Raw genomic sequence first — 14,322 nt, 5'->3', positions numbered from 1 at the left:
GTCCGACCGCCCCGACATGCGGATGTCACTCTCGGTCAGCGCGCCCGGGAGGCGGCACCCCCGGCACCGCATCGCGGGCACCGCCTCCCGGGCCGCGCCTACGCCGGCACCTCCGCCAGGACCTCCGCCAGCACCCGCGCCGCCCGCTCCGCATCGGCGAAACCGACGTACAGCGGGGTGAAGCCGAACCGGAGGACGTCCGGCTGCCGGAAGTCGCCGACCACACCCCGCTCGATCAGCCGCTTCATCACCTCACCGGCGTCCGGGCAGCGCAGCGCGACCTGACTGCCCCGCTCCGGATGCGCACGCGGTGTCACGCACTCCACGCGGCCCCCGGGAACGTACGTCTCGACGCACTCCAGGAAGAAGTCCGTCAGCGCCAGCGACTTGGCCCTGACCGCGTCGATCGTCACGCCGTCCCAGACCTCCAGCGCCGCCTCCAGGGCGAGCATGGAGAGGATGTCCGGGGTGCCGACCCGCCCGCGCACCGCGCCCGCCGCCGGCTCGTACTCCGCACGCATCCCGAAGGGCTCCGCATGGGAGTTCCAGCCGGGCAGCGGGGAGTCGAAGCGGTCCTGCAGCTCCGCGCGCACATACAGGAACGCCGGCGAACCGGGGCCCCCGTTCAGGTACTTGTAGGTGCAGCCGACCGCCAGGTCCACGCCGTGCCCGTCCAGCCCGACCGGCAGCGCGCCCGCGCTGTGGCACAGGTCCCAGACGGCGTACGCCCCCGCCGCGTGCACCGCCGCCGTCAGCGACGGCAGGTCGTGCAGCCGGCCGGTGCGGTAGTCCACGTGGTTGAGCAGCACGGCGGCCGTGCGGTCGCCGAGCGCGCCCGGGACCTCGGACGGCGTCACCGGGCGCAGGGTGCAGCCGGTCATCCGGGCCGCCGACTCGGCGATGTAGCCGTCCGTGGGGAACGTGGTCGCGTCGACGACGATCTCGTCCCGCTCCGGGCCGGACAGCCGGGCCAGCCGCACCGCTCCCACAAGTGCCTTGAAGACATTGACACTGGTCGAGTCGCCGACGACGATCTGCCCGGCCGCCGCGCCGACCAGCGGGGCGATCCGGTCACCGATCCGCTCCGGCGCCGTCCACCAGCCGCCTTCCGTCCAGGACCGGATCCGCAGCTCGCCCCACTGCCGGCGCACCACGTCCTCGACGCGTCCGGGGACGGCCACCGGCAGCGCGCCCAGCGAGTTGCCGTCCAGGTAGACCACGTCGTCGAGCACGAACCCGGCACGCCGGGACCGCAGTTCATCGGCTCCGTCGAGCTTCTCCGCCCTCACCGCGAGCTCAGACATGGGACCGCGCCGTCCACAGCTCGGGGAACACGCTCTTCTGCGCGCGCTTCTCCAGCCAGGCCACCCCGGCGGAGCCGCCCGTGCCGGTCTTCGCGCCCATCGCGCGGCGGGTGGCGACCAGGTGGTCGTTGCGCCAGCGCCACACCAGCTCGGCCACATCGGTCAGCGCCTCGCCGAGCCGGGCCACCTCGTCCCGCTCGTCACCCGAGTAGACGGCCGTCCAGACCGCCTCCACCTCCGCCGACGGCTCGTACTTGCGCGACACGTCCCGCCGCAGCACGTCCTCGGGGACCGTGTGCCCGCGCCGGGCGAGGAAGCGCAGCACCTCGTCGTACAGGCTCGGCTCGTGCAGCGCCTTCTCCAGTTCGGCGTGCACGCGCGGCGCGCCCCGGTGCGGGACCAGCATGGACGCGGACTTGTCGCCGAGCAGGAACTCCATGCGCCGGTACATCGCCGACTGGAAGCCGGAGCCCTCCCCGAGGGCGCCCCGGTAGGAGTTGAACTGCGCCGGGGTGAGTCCGCTCAGCGGCGTCCACGACGCGTTCAGCGCCTCCAGCTCCCGCACCGAGCGCTTCAGCGCGTCGGTCGCGGCCGGTACGTCGTCCTCGCGCAGCGCCTTCGCCGCGGTCTCCCACTCGTGGACGATGACGGTGAACCACAGCTCCATCACCTGGGTGGTGACCAGGAAGACCATCTCTCCCGGATCGTCGGAGAGGGTGTGCTGGAGGTGGGTGAGGACATCGGCCTTGACGTAGTCCTCGTAAGGGGTCGTTCCTCGGAAGTCGAGATGCGGGGTCTCCGGCTCATGAGCCTCGTGGGACATCGCTGTCTCCTGTACGTGTACTCCGGGTAGCGGTCCGCCCCTGCCGTTACCGGCACGGGGGCCCCGGTCCCCACGGTGCATCCTGCGCAATCGTCCCCCACGACCGCAAGGCCCACCTGCGCACAGGCGGGCCCGGGGGCATCACGGATCAGCCGAGGACCTGTGCCGCCGTCGGCGAGGAGTCCTTCAGGAACTGCGAACAGCGCTCGTACTCCTCCTGCTCGCCGATCGCCTGCGCGGCGCGGGCGAGGGCGTGCAGGGCGCGCAGGAAGCCGCGGTTCGGCTCGTGCTCCCACGGCACCGGGCCGTGGCCCTTCCAGCCGTTGCGGCGCAGCGCGTCCAGTCCGCGGTGGTAGCCCGTACGGGCGTACGCGTACGACTCCACGACGCTGCCCCGCTCGAACGCCTCGTCGGCCAGCCGGGCCCAGGCCAGCGAGGAGGTGGGGTACTTGCCGGCGACGTCGGCGGGCGAGGTGCCCGAGGCGAGCAGCTCGCGCGGGCCGGGGTCGTCGGGGAGGTGGGTCGGGGGCGGGCCCCCGAGGAGGTTCTCGTGAATCGACATGGGTCCAGTCTCGTACATCAGCGCGCCCCACCGCCGCGCCGCTCCCCCGCCTCCAGCGGCGGCACCGCCACGCTGCCGTGCGTGCGGCACTCGGGCCGGCGGCAGTCCGGGGTGGGGCGGCGCACGGTCGTGAAGGCGAGGGCGGAGCCCGCCACCAGGACGGCCGCGCACAGCACCATCGCCCGCCGGAACGCGCCGTCGAAGGCGTCGGGCAGCCGGTACGCCTCCGGGCCCATCCCGGCGAGCAGCGGCAGCGCCGCCACCGCCACCAGGCCGGCCGCGCGGGCGGCGGCGTTGTTGATGCCGCTGGCCAGGCCCGCCCGGGCGGTGTCCACGGAGGCGAGGACGGTCGCGGTGAGCGGCGCGACCAGGGTGACCATGCCGAGGCCGAGCACGAGCAGCGCGGGCAGGACGTCGCCGGCGTACGAGGCGCCCGGCCCGACCCGCAGCATCAGCAGCATCCCGGCGGCGCACAGCAGCGGTCCGACGGTGAGCGGGACGCGCGGGCCGATCCGGTCGCCGAGTTCGCCCGAGCGGGCGGAGAGCAGCAGCATCAGGGCGGTGGTGGGCAGCAGGGCCGTACCGGCGGCCAGCGCCGACCAGCCGACGACGACCTGGAGCTGGAGCGCGGCGAGGAAGAAGAACCCGCCGAACGCCGCGTATACGCACAGCGTGACGGCGTTGACCGCCGAGAACTGGCGGGAGGCGAAGATGCCGAGCGGCAGCATCGGGTCCGGGCGGCGCCTTTCGACGAGGACGAAGGCGACCGCGGCGGCCAGGCCGGCGACGGCCGAGACGACGGCCGACGGGGAACCCCCCTCGGCCTCGATCAGCGCGTACGTCACCAGCGCGAGGGCGATCGCGCCGAGCGCGGCGCCGAGGACGTCGAAGCGGCCCTCGGCCTTCCCGCCCGACGACTCCGGGACGTGCCGTACGGCGACGGGGGCGCACACCAGGGCGAGCGGCACGTTGATCAGGAACACCCAGCGCCAGCCGGGCCCGTCCACCAGCCAGCCGCCGAGGAACGGGCCGACCGCCGCGCCGACCCCGCCGAACCCGGACCACAGGCCCACCGCGCGGCCCCGGTCGTCGGGGTGGAAGGAGGCCTGGATGAGGGCGAGGGAGCCGGGGGTGAGCAGCGCCCCGCCGACGCCCTGGAGGGCACGTGCGGCGATGAGCGCCTCGGCGTTCGGGGCGAGCCCGCACAGCAGGGAGGCCGCCGCGAACCACAGCACCCCCACGACGAACACCCGGCGCCGCCCGAACCGGTCGCCCAGCGCCCCGCCGAGCAGGATCAGCCCGGCCAGCGTGACCATGTAGGCGTTGACGGTCCACTGGAGGGCGCCGAGGTCGGCGTCGAGGTCGCGGCCGATGCGCGGGAGGGCCACGTTGACGACGGTCGAGTCGAGCAGGGCCATGCCGGCGCCGAGCACCGTGGTGAGGAGGATCCACTTGCCCTGCGGTGAGGCCAGCCGGACGTCGGGCATGCGGCGAGCATACGGAAGAGCCCGGCACCGCGTGCGGTGCCGGGCTCACGTTCCACGGGCGTGCTACTTGATGCGGGTGCCCGTCGAGCGCAGGTTCTGGCAGGCCTCGACGACGCGGGCGGCCATGGACGCCTCGGCGAGCTTGCCCCAGGTGCGCGGGTCGTAGGTCTTCTTGTTGCCGACCTCGCCGTCGACCTTCAGGACGCCGTCGTAGTTGCGGAACATGTGGTCGGCGACCGGACGGGTGAACGCGTACTGGGTGTCGGTGTCGATGTTCATCTTCACGACGCCGTTCTCCAGCGCGGTGAGGATCTCCTCCGGGGTGGAGCCGGAGCCGCCGTGGAAGACGAAGTCGAACGGCTGGGAGCCGGCCGGCTTGCCGTACTTGGCGGCGACGCCCTCGTTGAGCTCCTTCAGCAGCTCGGGGCGGAGGACGACGTTGCCCGGCTTGTACACGCCGTGCACGTTGCCGAAGGACGCGGCGAGCAGGTAGCGGCCCTTGTCGCCGAGGCCGAGGGCCTCCGCGGTGCGGACCGCGTCGTCGACCGTGGTGTAGAGGGAGTCGTTGATCTCGTGCGAGACGCCGTCCTCCTCGCCGCCGGTCGGGGTGATCTCGACCTCCAGGATGATCTTCGCGGCGCGGGCGCGCTCGAGGAGCTCCTGGGCGATGGAGAGGTTGTCCGCGAGGGTCTCGGCGGAGCCGTCCCACATGTGCGACTGGAACAGCGGGTTGCGGCCGGCCTTGACGCGCTCCTCGGACACCGCGAGCAGCGGGCGTACGTACCCGTCGAGCTTGTCCTTCGGGCAGTGGTCGGTGTGCAGGGCGATGCTGACGTCGTACTTCTCGGCGACGATGTGCGCGAACTCGGCCAGGGCGACCGCGCCGGTCACCATGTCCTTGCTGTGCTGGCCGCCCAGGAACTCGGCGCCGCCCGTGGAGATCTGGACGATGCCGTCGCTCTCCGCCTCGGCGAAGCCGCGCAGTGCCGCGTGCAGGGTCTGCGACGACGTGACGTTGATGGCCGGGTAGGCGAACTTCTCCGCCTTCGCCCGGTCCAGCATCTCGTTGTAGACCTCGGGAGTTGCGATGGGCATCTGTCCGCTCCTTAAGCGTGCGGTGTGGCGTGCTGCGTACTGTCGGCCCTGACCTGGAACCTTGGAAGCGACGTCATTGTCGCGCCCATCCTTCCAGACTCGGCCGGAAGGTCCATCCCTCCGTCCGCGGACCGGTCGGGCCCGCCGGCCCGGGGCCCTGCCGGTCAGTCCAGGCCCAGCTCGTCCTTGCCGTAGGCGAAGAGGTACGGCACCCCGGCGCCCTCCTGGATCTTCTCGGCGGCGCCGGTGGCCCGGTCGACGATGGTCGCGACGGCCACGACCTCCGCGCCGGCCTCGCGCACGGCCTCGACCGCGGTCAGCGGGGAGCCGCCGGTGGTGGAGGTGTCCTCGACGACGAGCACGCGCCGGCCCCTGATGTCCGGGCCCTCCACGCGCCGCTGCAGCCCGTGCGCCTTGGCGGCCTTGCGCACGACGAAGGCGTCCAGCCTCCGGCCCCGCGCGGCGGCGGCGTGCAGCATCGCGGCGGCGACCGGGTCGGCGCCCATGGTCAGCCCGCCCACGGCGTCGAACTCCAGCTCCGCGGTCAGGTCCAGCAGCACCTGCCCGACCAGCGGGGCGGCCTCGCCGTCGAGGGTGACGCGGCGCAGGTCGACGTAGTAGTCGGCCTCCAGACCGGAGGAGAGGGTCACCTTGCCGTGCACCACGGCCTTGTCCTTGATCTGCTGCAGCAGCGCGCCGCGTGTGTCCGTCATACCGGTCAGCTTAAAGGCGGGTCCAGGTCCAGGTGGTCGACGCCTCGAGCGGCTCCAGGGGGGTGACCAGGCGCGGATGCGTGTTCAGCCCGTTGGGCGGTCCGGTCTGCGGCTCCACGCAGACGGCCTCGCGCTGCTCGTCGTACACCACGACCCACTCCTCCCGGCTGGTCACCTTCAGCTCCAGCAGGCCCGGCCAGGTGAGGGTGACGTCCACGCCGCCGGGCATCCCGAAGCAGTCGTCCCAGGGGCCCGGCCGCGGGTCGGTCCGCCGCCCGGTGGGCAGGTGGTCCTCGCCCCGCTCCTCCTGCCAGGCGGGCGCGAAGTCGATCACCACGTCCTCGCCGCCGAGGCCGCGGTTGAACCAGGGGTGCCAGCCGATCTGCGCCGGGAAGGACGACTCGTACGTCTCCACGCTCATCGTCAGCGTCAGGGAGTCCCCGGTGAGCGCGACCTGCTGGGTGACCCGCCCCGGGTACGGCCACGGCTCGGCCAGGTCGTACGTGAGGACGGCCTCGTCGGCGGTCTTGCGGGCGGTGCGCCAGGCGGCGTCGCGTGCGGTGCCGTGGATGGCGTGCGGCGGGGCGTTGAGCGGCATCTGCCGTACGGTGGCGCCGTCCTGGAAGCGGCCCTCACGGATCCGTCCGCACCAGGGCACCATCGGGAAGCACCCGAACCGCTCCCCCTGTCGCAGCAACTCCACGCCCCCGACCCGCAGCCCACCGACCCGCCCGCCGTTCCCCGGCAGCACGTCCGCTTCCGCGTCGCCCGCGGTCAGCGTGATGTGTTCGTTACTCACACCAACGACCCTACTGGGACGATCAAGAGGACGTGCCCCTGCCGGAACGCGGGCACCCGGCCGGGGCGACGCCCTCGCGACGTGGGCGACGGGTACCGGTTCGCCCCGAGCGGTACGGCAGCGCGCCCGCGCCCTGCTCTCGCCCGGAACCGCGGGGCCACCGAGGCCCCGCGCCGCACGGGCGCCCTGCCCAACGGCCGACGCCCGCTCCACAGCCGGAGCGCCGAGCCGCCTCCCGCGCGGTGGGCGACCACCACCCCCCGCCACGCCATGCGGCCCGGACCACGAACACGCGACAGCCCCTGAGCCACCGCGCCGGGCCCGCCCGGTACACGTCGCCCGACACGAGACACCCCCGAACCGCACGAACCCCGACCGCGGCCACGCGGCACGACGGAGCCGGCCACCCTTGGCAGCCCCGGCGGGCAACGCTCGCCACGTTCACGCAGGACGGACCACGAACACCCGACAGCGCGTGAGCCGCCGCGGCGACCCCGCACGCACGCCCACCCGGTTCGTACCGCGCGGCGCGACGGAGCCGGCCGCGCACCCGCCCGGCCAGGGCTCAGCGGCGTCTGCGGAGGGCGCGGATCGCCACCACCGCCGAGGCGACCGCCAGGGCTGCCGCGGGGGCGGCCCAGCGCAGGGAGGTGGGGGAGGAGACCGTCTGGGGGGCCGGGACGGGGGCGTAGCGGCCGCGGGGCGGAGCGTGGTCCACCTCCTCGGCGCTGCGGCCGATCATCGTCCGCCGGGCGTGGGCCGCCTCCGCGACGGAATCCCCGTCGGGGATGTCGCCGGAGTCGTGGTCGTCGGCCTCGTCGTCGGCCTCGTCGCCATCCTCGTCGTCGGCCTCGTCGGCGAGGGAGGGCGGCGGGATCTCCGTGTCGAAGACGGAGGTGCCGGACTCGTCCGGAGCGGGCACCGGCGGCGGGGTGTCGTCCGCGTCCGGGGTGGTCTCGAAGTCGGTGGTGGCCTGGGGCTCGAAGTCACCGGTGGAGAGGAGTTCGGGTGATTCCGGGTTCACGGCGGCGGGCTCCGCCGCCACGCGTCCGAGGTTCTGCGCGAAGCGGTTCAGCAGGCGGGTCACGGCCGCCGCGACCGCCTCCGGGGGCAGTTCCGTGACGCGGCCGTCGGCCGTCGCCGTGCCGGTGACGACCAGGGTCGTGCCGGCGTCCTCCGACCGCGTACGCAACCGCAGCGCCAGCTTCACCGAGCCGCTGCCCCGCGTCTCGGACGCCTCACCCTCGACGGCGTGGGAGCCGTCGCCCCGCGCGGAGACCCGCAGGGCCCCCCGGTAGGTGACGGAGTGGCTGCCGACGCGGACCTTCAGGCGGCCGGCGACGGGATCCGCGCCGGCGTCGTGCTGGAGCCCGGGCACCGCCCGGGCGACCCGCGCGGGGTCGTCCAGCACCTCCCTGAGCCGCTCCTCCTCGACCGGAACGAACACCTCGTGCTCCATGAGTGCGGAGCCTACCCAGCCGACGCGTGGCTGCACCCCCGTCGGCGGGAAGTCGCGCGCGTCGGTGCGGAACGCGGTATGGGGCTCAGTCGGCGTAGCGCGGGTGGAGCAGCGTGGACGGCGGCAGACCGCGCACGCGGGTGCGCTCGGCGGCGCGGAGGTCCGCCGCGAGGGAGGCGTCGGTGAGCGTGCGGGCGGGCGGTCCGGACGGGTCCAGAGCCGGCTCGGGACGACGGTGGCGGGCCGCCAGCACGAACCCCCAGTCGCGGTGGGCGTGGGCGGTGCTCACGGGGCTGCGGTCGGGCCCGGCGGCGAATCCGGCCTGCCGGCCGCGCACCCGGTAGGCGGCGGTGTGGAATCCCGCCGCGCGGAGCGTCGCGTCCACCGTCCAGAAGTCGCGCGGGCGGTGCGCCACCGCTCCCCCGTGCACCACGAGCCGCCCGCCGGGCGCCAGCACCCGCCGGGCCAGCCCGTAGAACTCCTGCGAGTACAGCTTCGTACTCGCGGTGATCCCGGGATGCGGAAGATCCGAGACGACCACGTCGTACGCGGCCGGGGGCGCGCCCCGCAGCCAGTCGAAGGCGTCCGCGGTGGTCACGCGCACGCGCGGGTCGTCCAGGGCGTGCGCGTTCAGCTCGGACAGGGCCGGGTCGCGGCGGGCCAGCCGCACCACGCCCGCGTCGAGGTCGACGACGTCGACCCGGCGCACACCGCCGTGGCGCAGCACCTCGCGCACGGCCAGCCCGTCCCCGCCGCCGAGGACGAGCACACGTGTGTGCGGCCCGTTCATCGCGGGACGCACCAGCGCCTCGTGGTAGCGGAGTTCGTCCCGGCCGCTGACCCGCAGCCGCCCGTCGAGGAACAGGTTCACCGGCCGCCCGTCCCGGCCGCCGGTGATCAGCACCTCCTGCACGCCGGTGTGCAGGGCCACCCGTACGTCCGGGCCGTACATGGCGTGCCGGGCGGCCCGCTCGAAGTCGTCGACCAGGGCGGCGGCGGTGCCGAGGACCGCGAGCACGCACACGTTGACAACCACCAGCAGCCGGCGGGCGCGGCGGGTGAGGTCCTGCCGGAACAGTCCGAGGACCAGCGCCGCGCCGACGACCGCGTTGACGGCGCCCGTGATCAGCGCGCCGGTCAACTGCCCCAGCAGCGGCAGGAGAAGGAAGGGAAAGGCGAGCCCGCCCACCAGGGCGCCCACGTAGTCCGCGGCGGACAGGTCGGCGACCGCGCCCCCCGCGTCCTGCCGGCGGATCCGCTGGATCAGCTCCATCAGCAGCGGCACCTCGGCCCCGATCAGCAACCCGGTGGCGAGGGAGAAGGCCACCAGCAGCGTGCGCGGTCCGCCGGCCCACACGCCGCCCCAGTCGCCCGTCCAGGCGAACACCGCGTACAGGGCCATCGCGCTGCATCCGCCGACCAGCGCCAGGGCCGCCTCGACGGCGCCGAAACCGGCCGCCGCGTGCCGCCGCAGCCGCTTCGCGGCCAGCGAGCCGATACCCATCGCGAAGACCATCACGGACAGCACGACGGACGTCTGCGCGACCGAGTCGCCCATCAAGTACGTGGCCAGCGCCACCAGTTCCAGCTCGTACACGAGTCCGCAGGCGGCGCACACGAACACGCCCGCGAGGACCAGGAACCGCCCGGTGCCCTGCCGCACGGGCAGCCGCAGCGCACTCCCCGCGTCGCCACCGGGCCCGTCCCAGGACTGCGCGGAACCGGGCGGTGCGGGGGCCTGCGGTTCGATCACCCCAGCGACGTTACGTCACGGCCCCACCGCGCATCGTCACCCACACGCGTGAAATTTGTTTACGCCCACCCCACTCCGGAATGGGCCATCGCCCGCACCCCGACCCGGGTCCGGGTGGCCACCAACTGCCCGTCCTGCGGGTACGCGTGCCAGGTCCGCCAGTGCACCTGGCCCTCGTGCCGCTGGGCGAGCATCGCCGTGAACGCGTGCGGGCTGCCCGGGAACACCCCGGCGAGGCCCTGCGGATGGTCGGAGACCAGGGCCAGCAGCTCCTGCGCCCGGCCCGCGAAGGAACCCGGCGTCAGCACCTCCACCCGGGCGGCGAACTCGTACTCCCAGTCGCCCACCCGCTTGGCCACGCCCAGCGGAAGGGGCGTACTGCTGCCCGGAATGCACGCCACCGTCTCCGAGCAGACGCCCCGCTCCTCCTCCACCAGCACCTGGTGGGACGCGCCGAGCAGACGCAACTGGAGCTTCACTCCGGTCAGTTCGAGGTCGAGTACGGCCAGCGCGGGGAGCGGCTCACGCCCCAGGGCCCAGGCGAGGTCGGCCGCGCGCGTGTCGGAATAGGCGGTCTTCAGGGTCGTGAGCATGGATCGGCTCCGCAAGCGCACAAGGAGGGGAGATATGGGTCCGCGCGCCCCGGTCGCATCGGGGAACTCGGCCCGTCAGCCCGGTCGCCCGGCCGGAGGAAGGATCCGCGGGGAGTCCGAGGGCTGCGCTGGTGATTTATAGGGAATCATGAACTGTGGCGCCACCACAGCGTTTTTACCCAACTTCGGGGGCTTTACATCCCCTCGGGGGCTCCCCAGTTCAACTGTTCAACACGTGAGTACGCCCCCGGGAGACGGCGTACGCCCGCGCGCTCCACCGGCCCGCAGGCCAACCGGAACCGGACTCCCCGCCACCGCTCCACGACATCGGCGGGGCCCGCCCAGGTGCGGACCCCGCCGGCGCGGATGCGCCTTCCCCCGAAGCGGAGGCGAGCTGCCCCGTGTCAGCCGCCTCCGCCGCCGCATCCGCCCCCGCACGACGACCCGCCTCCGCAGGACGGGCCACCGCCGGAGGACGATCCGCACCCGGCGTGCCCGCCACCCCCGTCGCCGCTGCGGGCCCACCAGCTCTCGCTGCCGGCCCGCCCGCGGCGGCCCCCGGACGCTCGTCCCGCCCGACGCTCCATCCGGCGCGTGGACCCCCTGGTGCCGGCCCAGCCGATCCCGAAGAACAGCACGGCCAGCACGATCGAGATGACGCCGATCTCCATGGCCCCACCCCTCCTTCCGTCCCCCGTGACCCCCGAAGCAGCCCCCCGTGGGCACCTCGCTCACGCGGGTGACCGGGAGATGCCCGGCGCCCGGGCGGCCCAAAGCGGAGTTGAGCAACTCCAGAGGTTCGGCGCAGGATGACCGCCATGACCTCCAGCGCGCGCCCCCTCCTCAACCGCCGGCTCGCCGAGTTCGGGACGACGGTCTTCGCCGAGATGTCGGCCCTGGCCCTGCGGACCGGTTCCATCAACCTGGGCCAGGGCTTCCCCGACACCGACGGCCCCGAGGAGGTCAGGGACGCCGCCGTACGGGCGCTGCGCGACGGCCGCGGCAACCAGTACCCGCCGGGTCCCGGCGTCCCGGAACTGCGCACCGCCGTCACCGCGCACCAGCGCCGCCGCTACGACCTCTCCTACGACCCCGACACCGAGGTCCTGGTCACCGCGGGCGCCACGGAGGCCATCGCGGCCGCCCTGCTCGCGCTGGTGGAACCCGGCGACGAGGTGATCGCCCTCGAGCCGTACTACGACTCCTACGCGGCCTGCATCGCCATGGCCGGCGGCACCCGCGTCCCCGTCACGCTCCGCCCGCGCGACGGCCGCTTCCGCCTCGACCTGGACGAACTGCGCGACGCCGTCACCGACCGCACCCGCCTGCTGCTGCTCAACACCCCGCACAACCCGACCGGCACGGTCCTCACCCGCGGGGAACTGACCGCGATCGCCGAACTGGCGGTGGAACGCGACCTGCTCGTCGTCACCGACGAGGTCTACGAACACCTCGTCTTCAACGACGCCGAACACATCCCCCTGGCCGGCCTCCCCGGCATGCGCGAGCGCACGGTCACCATCTCCAGCGCCGGCAAGACCTTCTCCTTCACCGGCTGGAAGGTCGGCTGGGTCACGGCCGCCCCGCCCCTGATCACGGCGGTCCGCTCGGCGAAGCAGTACCTGACCTACGTCTCCGCGGGCCCCTTCCAGTACGCGATCGCCGAGGCCCTCGCCCTCCCCGAGGCGTACTTCACCGGGCTCCGGGACGACCTGCGGACCAAGCGCGACCTCCTGGCGACCGGCCTGGAGCAAGCGGGCCTCACCGTCTACCGCCCCTCCGGCACCTACTTCATCACCGCCGACATCCGCCCCCTGGGCGAGACCGACGGCATCACCTTCTGCCGCACCCTCCCCGAACGCGCCGGCGTCGTCGCCATCCCCACGGCCGTCTTCTACGACCACCACGACATGGGCGCCCCGTTCGTCCGCTTCGCCTTCTGCAAGAAGACGTCCGTCCTGGAGGAGGCCGCCCGGCGCCTCAAGGACCGGTGGTCGTCTCGGGCTCCGGACGGGGGAGTTCGTCGAGGTCGAGAGTGAAGGTGCGGCCGTCGGACAGGGGGATGGGGAGCTTGCCCGTGCCGTACTTGTGGGTGTGGGCCGCGATGTAACCGGTGCCGGTCGGCTGCGTGTGGAGGACGACTTCCTGGGCGTAGGGGTCAACCACCAGGTAGATGGGAATTCCGTAGCGGCCGTACTTCTCCGTGCAGTCGTCGTAGTCCTTGCGTGCGGAGGAGGTCGAGACGACCTCGGAGATCAGCAGGACGTCCTCGAAGCTGTAACGCTTGCCCTCCCGGCGGGCGTCCTCGCGCAGGATCGCCAGATCGGGGGCGGAGTTCTCGTCGGCGGGAAAGTCGATGCAGACATCCGAGGTGACCTTCGCGTGGCGTCCGAGGGCGAGAGCGGAGTCGATCTGCATCGACCTGATGGTGCTGGAGTGCTCTTCGCTCTGCGGGGTCATGATCACCTTGCCGTCGGCCCCGAACAGGACCGTGTACCCCTCGGGAAACTCGGTGTGCACGATCGCGTCGGCGCTCATGGACGGCTCCTTCCCCTGTGCGGTCAGGATACGGCGAACCGTGCCGTGCGACCGAGTGCTGCCGCACGGCCGTGAGATCGGCCCGGACGGGGTCGCAGCCATCGGCTCAGCCGGCGACACGGAGACGGCCCACCGACCGGCAGCTACGACACTGTCCAGGCTCCGCTGCTCGGAACGCCTTGTCGCAGCCGTCGCAGGTCTGGAAGGGGAGGACGGCGGGGTGTGCGTCGCCGTGCGCCGGTGTCGGTGCGAGGGGTGGGGCGGCCAGTGGGACGTCGCGCAGGCGGTAGGCGAGGATGCCCGCCGGGCGGGTCAGGAGGTGGTCGGGAAGGCCCTCTGTCAGCACTTTGACGATCTGCACCCTTCCGAGGCCCGCCGCGAGCCACTCGGAGACGGCCGGCGCGAGCCGTGCCGCCTCCCGCACGGACAGGCTCAGGCGGGGATCGACCCGTTGCAGGGCACTGAGAACGGCAACGGCCTCGGGGTCGGCGTCGGCGAGTGCCACCGGCGGCGCGGGCTCGGTCACGATCGCGGTCGCGGCCGGTGCGGTGGCGGGCCGTTCGCGGGCCCTTCGCGGAGCGGGCGGCTCGGGCGGCGGCGGCCCGTCCGGGTCCGGATCGGTGCTGCCGTCGGCGCCCGGTACGGCGTAGAAGTACGTCCGCGTGCGGATCCGGCCGTTCGGCAGCCGCTCGCGGCGGCGTTCCAGGTAGCCGGCGGCTTCCAGTTCCCGCAGGGCGCGCGAGATGAGGATCTCGCCCTCGGTGAAGTGCGCGCACAGGGCGGCGATCGTCACGGGGGAGCCCTCGGGCAGCGAGGAGATGTAGACCGCGACGCCGACGGTGACCGCGCTGCAGCGCCGCTGGGCGAGGGCGTTGGAGATCACGGTGAAGTCGGTGGTGAGGCGGGTACGTACATGAATCACGCCGGATGTCGGAGCTCCGGCGGCGGCGCGCACGCGCGCGCTAGACTGCCAATCAGCCATTGGGAAGGGCCTATGCTTCCTGATCGGTGAGGCCCTCGCTCCAGGAGTGCTAGTCCTGGACGGGGGCCGTTCTTGTTTGCGTTCGTCGAGCTTCTTTCGGCGAACGTAGCCACCCGCCTCCCCCGTTATGTTTTTCGCGGTCCTGCAATGGGGCTGCTGGCCTCCGGGCCCGGTATGACTGTGTCCCCTCTGTCGAACGGATGACCTGGGGGGT

General features: G+C 73.4%; 14 protein-coding genes. 1 reads left to right on the top strand and 13 read right to left on the bottom strand.

The genetic code is table 11. From position 1 onward, the window contains the following. Positions 1–98: 98 nt before the first annotated feature. The 11 genes from kynU to ACZ434_RS31650 all read right to left on the bottom strand — a co-directional run bounded on the left by kynU (position 99) and on the right by ACZ434_RS31650 (position 11,259). Positions 99–1,304, bottom strand: coding sequence for a kynureninase (gene kynU / locus ACZ434_RS31700; RefSeq protein WP_468461991.1), 1,206 nt, complete (start codon positions 1,302–1,304; stop codon positions 99–101). Next, positions 1,297–2,127: a tryptophan 2,3-dioxygenase family protein gene (locus ACZ434_RS31695; protein ID WP_468461989.1), complete on the bottom strand. Its 831-nt coding sequence runs from the start codon at positions 2,125–2,127 to the stop codon at positions 1,297–1,299. Before ACZ434_RS31695 ends, kynU begins: the two co-directional genes overlap by 8 nt. A 148-nt stretch (positions 2,128–2,275) precedes the next feature. Further along, the gene (locus tag ACZ434_RS31690; protein ID WP_468461987.1) at positions 2,276–2,689 is read right to left on the bottom strand and encodes a DUF3151 domain-containing protein; all 414 of its coding nucleotides are present in this window, start codon (positions 2,687–2,689) and stop codon (positions 2,276–2,278) included. Between the two features lie 17 nt (positions 2,690–2,706). After that, positions 2,707–4,176, bottom strand: a complete 1,470-nt coding sequence (locus tag ACZ434_RS31685) for an MFS transporter (RefSeq protein ID WP_468461985.1) — start codon at positions 4,174–4,176, stop codon at positions 2,707–2,709. 63 nt (positions 4,177–4,239) lie between these two features. After that, positions 4,240–5,271, bottom strand: coding sequence for a class II fructose-bisphosphate aldolase (gene fbaA, locus ACZ434_RS31680; RefSeq protein WP_468461983.1), 1,032 nt, complete (start codon positions 5,269–5,271; stop codon positions 4,240–4,242). 164 nt (positions 5,272–5,435) lie between these two features. Further along, on the bottom strand, positions 5,436–5,984 hold the full coding sequence (gene pyrE, locus ACZ434_RS31675; protein WP_468461981.1) for an orotate phosphoribosyltransferase: 549 nt from the start codon (positions 5,982–5,984) through the stop codon (positions 5,436–5,438). A 10-nt stretch (positions 5,985–5,994) separates the two neighbouring features. Continuing rightward, the gene (locus ACZ434_RS31670) at positions 5,995–6,783 is read right to left on the bottom strand and encodes an aldose epimerase family protein (RefSeq protein WP_468461979.1); all 789 of its coding nucleotides are present in this window, start codon (positions 6,781–6,783) and stop codon (positions 5,995–5,997) included. A 565-nt stretch (positions 6,784–7,348) separates the two neighbouring features. Beyond that, complete coding sequence (locus ACZ434_RS31665; protein WP_468461977.1) at positions 7,349–8,242, bottom strand: SRPBCC domain-containing protein; 894 nt, start codon at positions 8,240–8,242, stop codon at positions 7,349–7,351. Between the two features lie 85 nt (positions 8,243–8,327). Continuing rightward, a complete protein-coding gene (locus ACZ434_RS31660; RefSeq protein WP_468461975.1) occupies positions 8,328–9,995 on the bottom strand; it encodes a polyamine aminopropyltransferase in 1,668 nt (555 codons plus the stop codon). A 59-nt stretch (positions 9,996–10,054) separates the two neighbouring features. Continuing rightward, entirely contained in the window at positions 10,055–10,588 is a 534-nt protein-coding gene (locus ACZ434_RS31655) for a DUF2617 family protein (RefSeq protein WP_468461973.1), read from the bottom strand. 404 nt (positions 10,589–10,992) lie between these two features. Continuing rightward, entirely contained in the window at positions 10,993–11,259 is a 267-nt protein-coding gene (locus ACZ434_RS31650) for a hypothetical protein (protein ID WP_468461971.1), read from the bottom strand. A gap of 138 nt (positions 11,260–11,397) precedes the next feature. Here ACZ434_RS31650 and ACZ434_RS31645 point away from each other — a divergent pair, with 138 nt between their 5' ends. After that, the gene (locus ACZ434_RS31645) at positions 11,398–12,627 is read left to right on the top strand and encodes a pyridoxal phosphate-dependent aminotransferase (protein WP_468461969.1); all 1,230 of its coding nucleotides are present in this window, start codon (positions 11,398–11,400) and stop codon (positions 12,625–12,627) included. Here ACZ434_RS31645 and ACZ434_RS31640 read toward each other — a convergent pair. Further along, positions 12,569–13,126, bottom strand: a complete 558-nt coding sequence (locus ACZ434_RS31640) for a Uma2 family endonuclease (RefSeq protein WP_468461967.1) — start codon at positions 13,124–13,126, stop codon at positions 12,569–12,571. The genes ACZ434_RS31645 and ACZ434_RS31640 overlap by 59 nt on opposite strands. A 106-nt stretch (positions 13,127–13,232) precedes the next feature. After that, the gene (locus ACZ434_RS31635; protein ID WP_468461965.1) at positions 13,233–14,108 is read right to left on the bottom strand and encodes a hypothetical protein; all 876 of its coding nucleotides are present in this window, start codon (positions 14,106–14,108) and stop codon (positions 13,233–13,235) included. Positions 14,109–14,322: the final 214 nt, after the last annotated feature.

It is taken from the genome of Streptomyces sp. NPDC030893, from assembly GCF_055571535.1.
The sequence above is the reverse complement of the archived record's forward strand: the minus strand, read 5'-3'. Positions and strand labels throughout refer to the sequence as shown.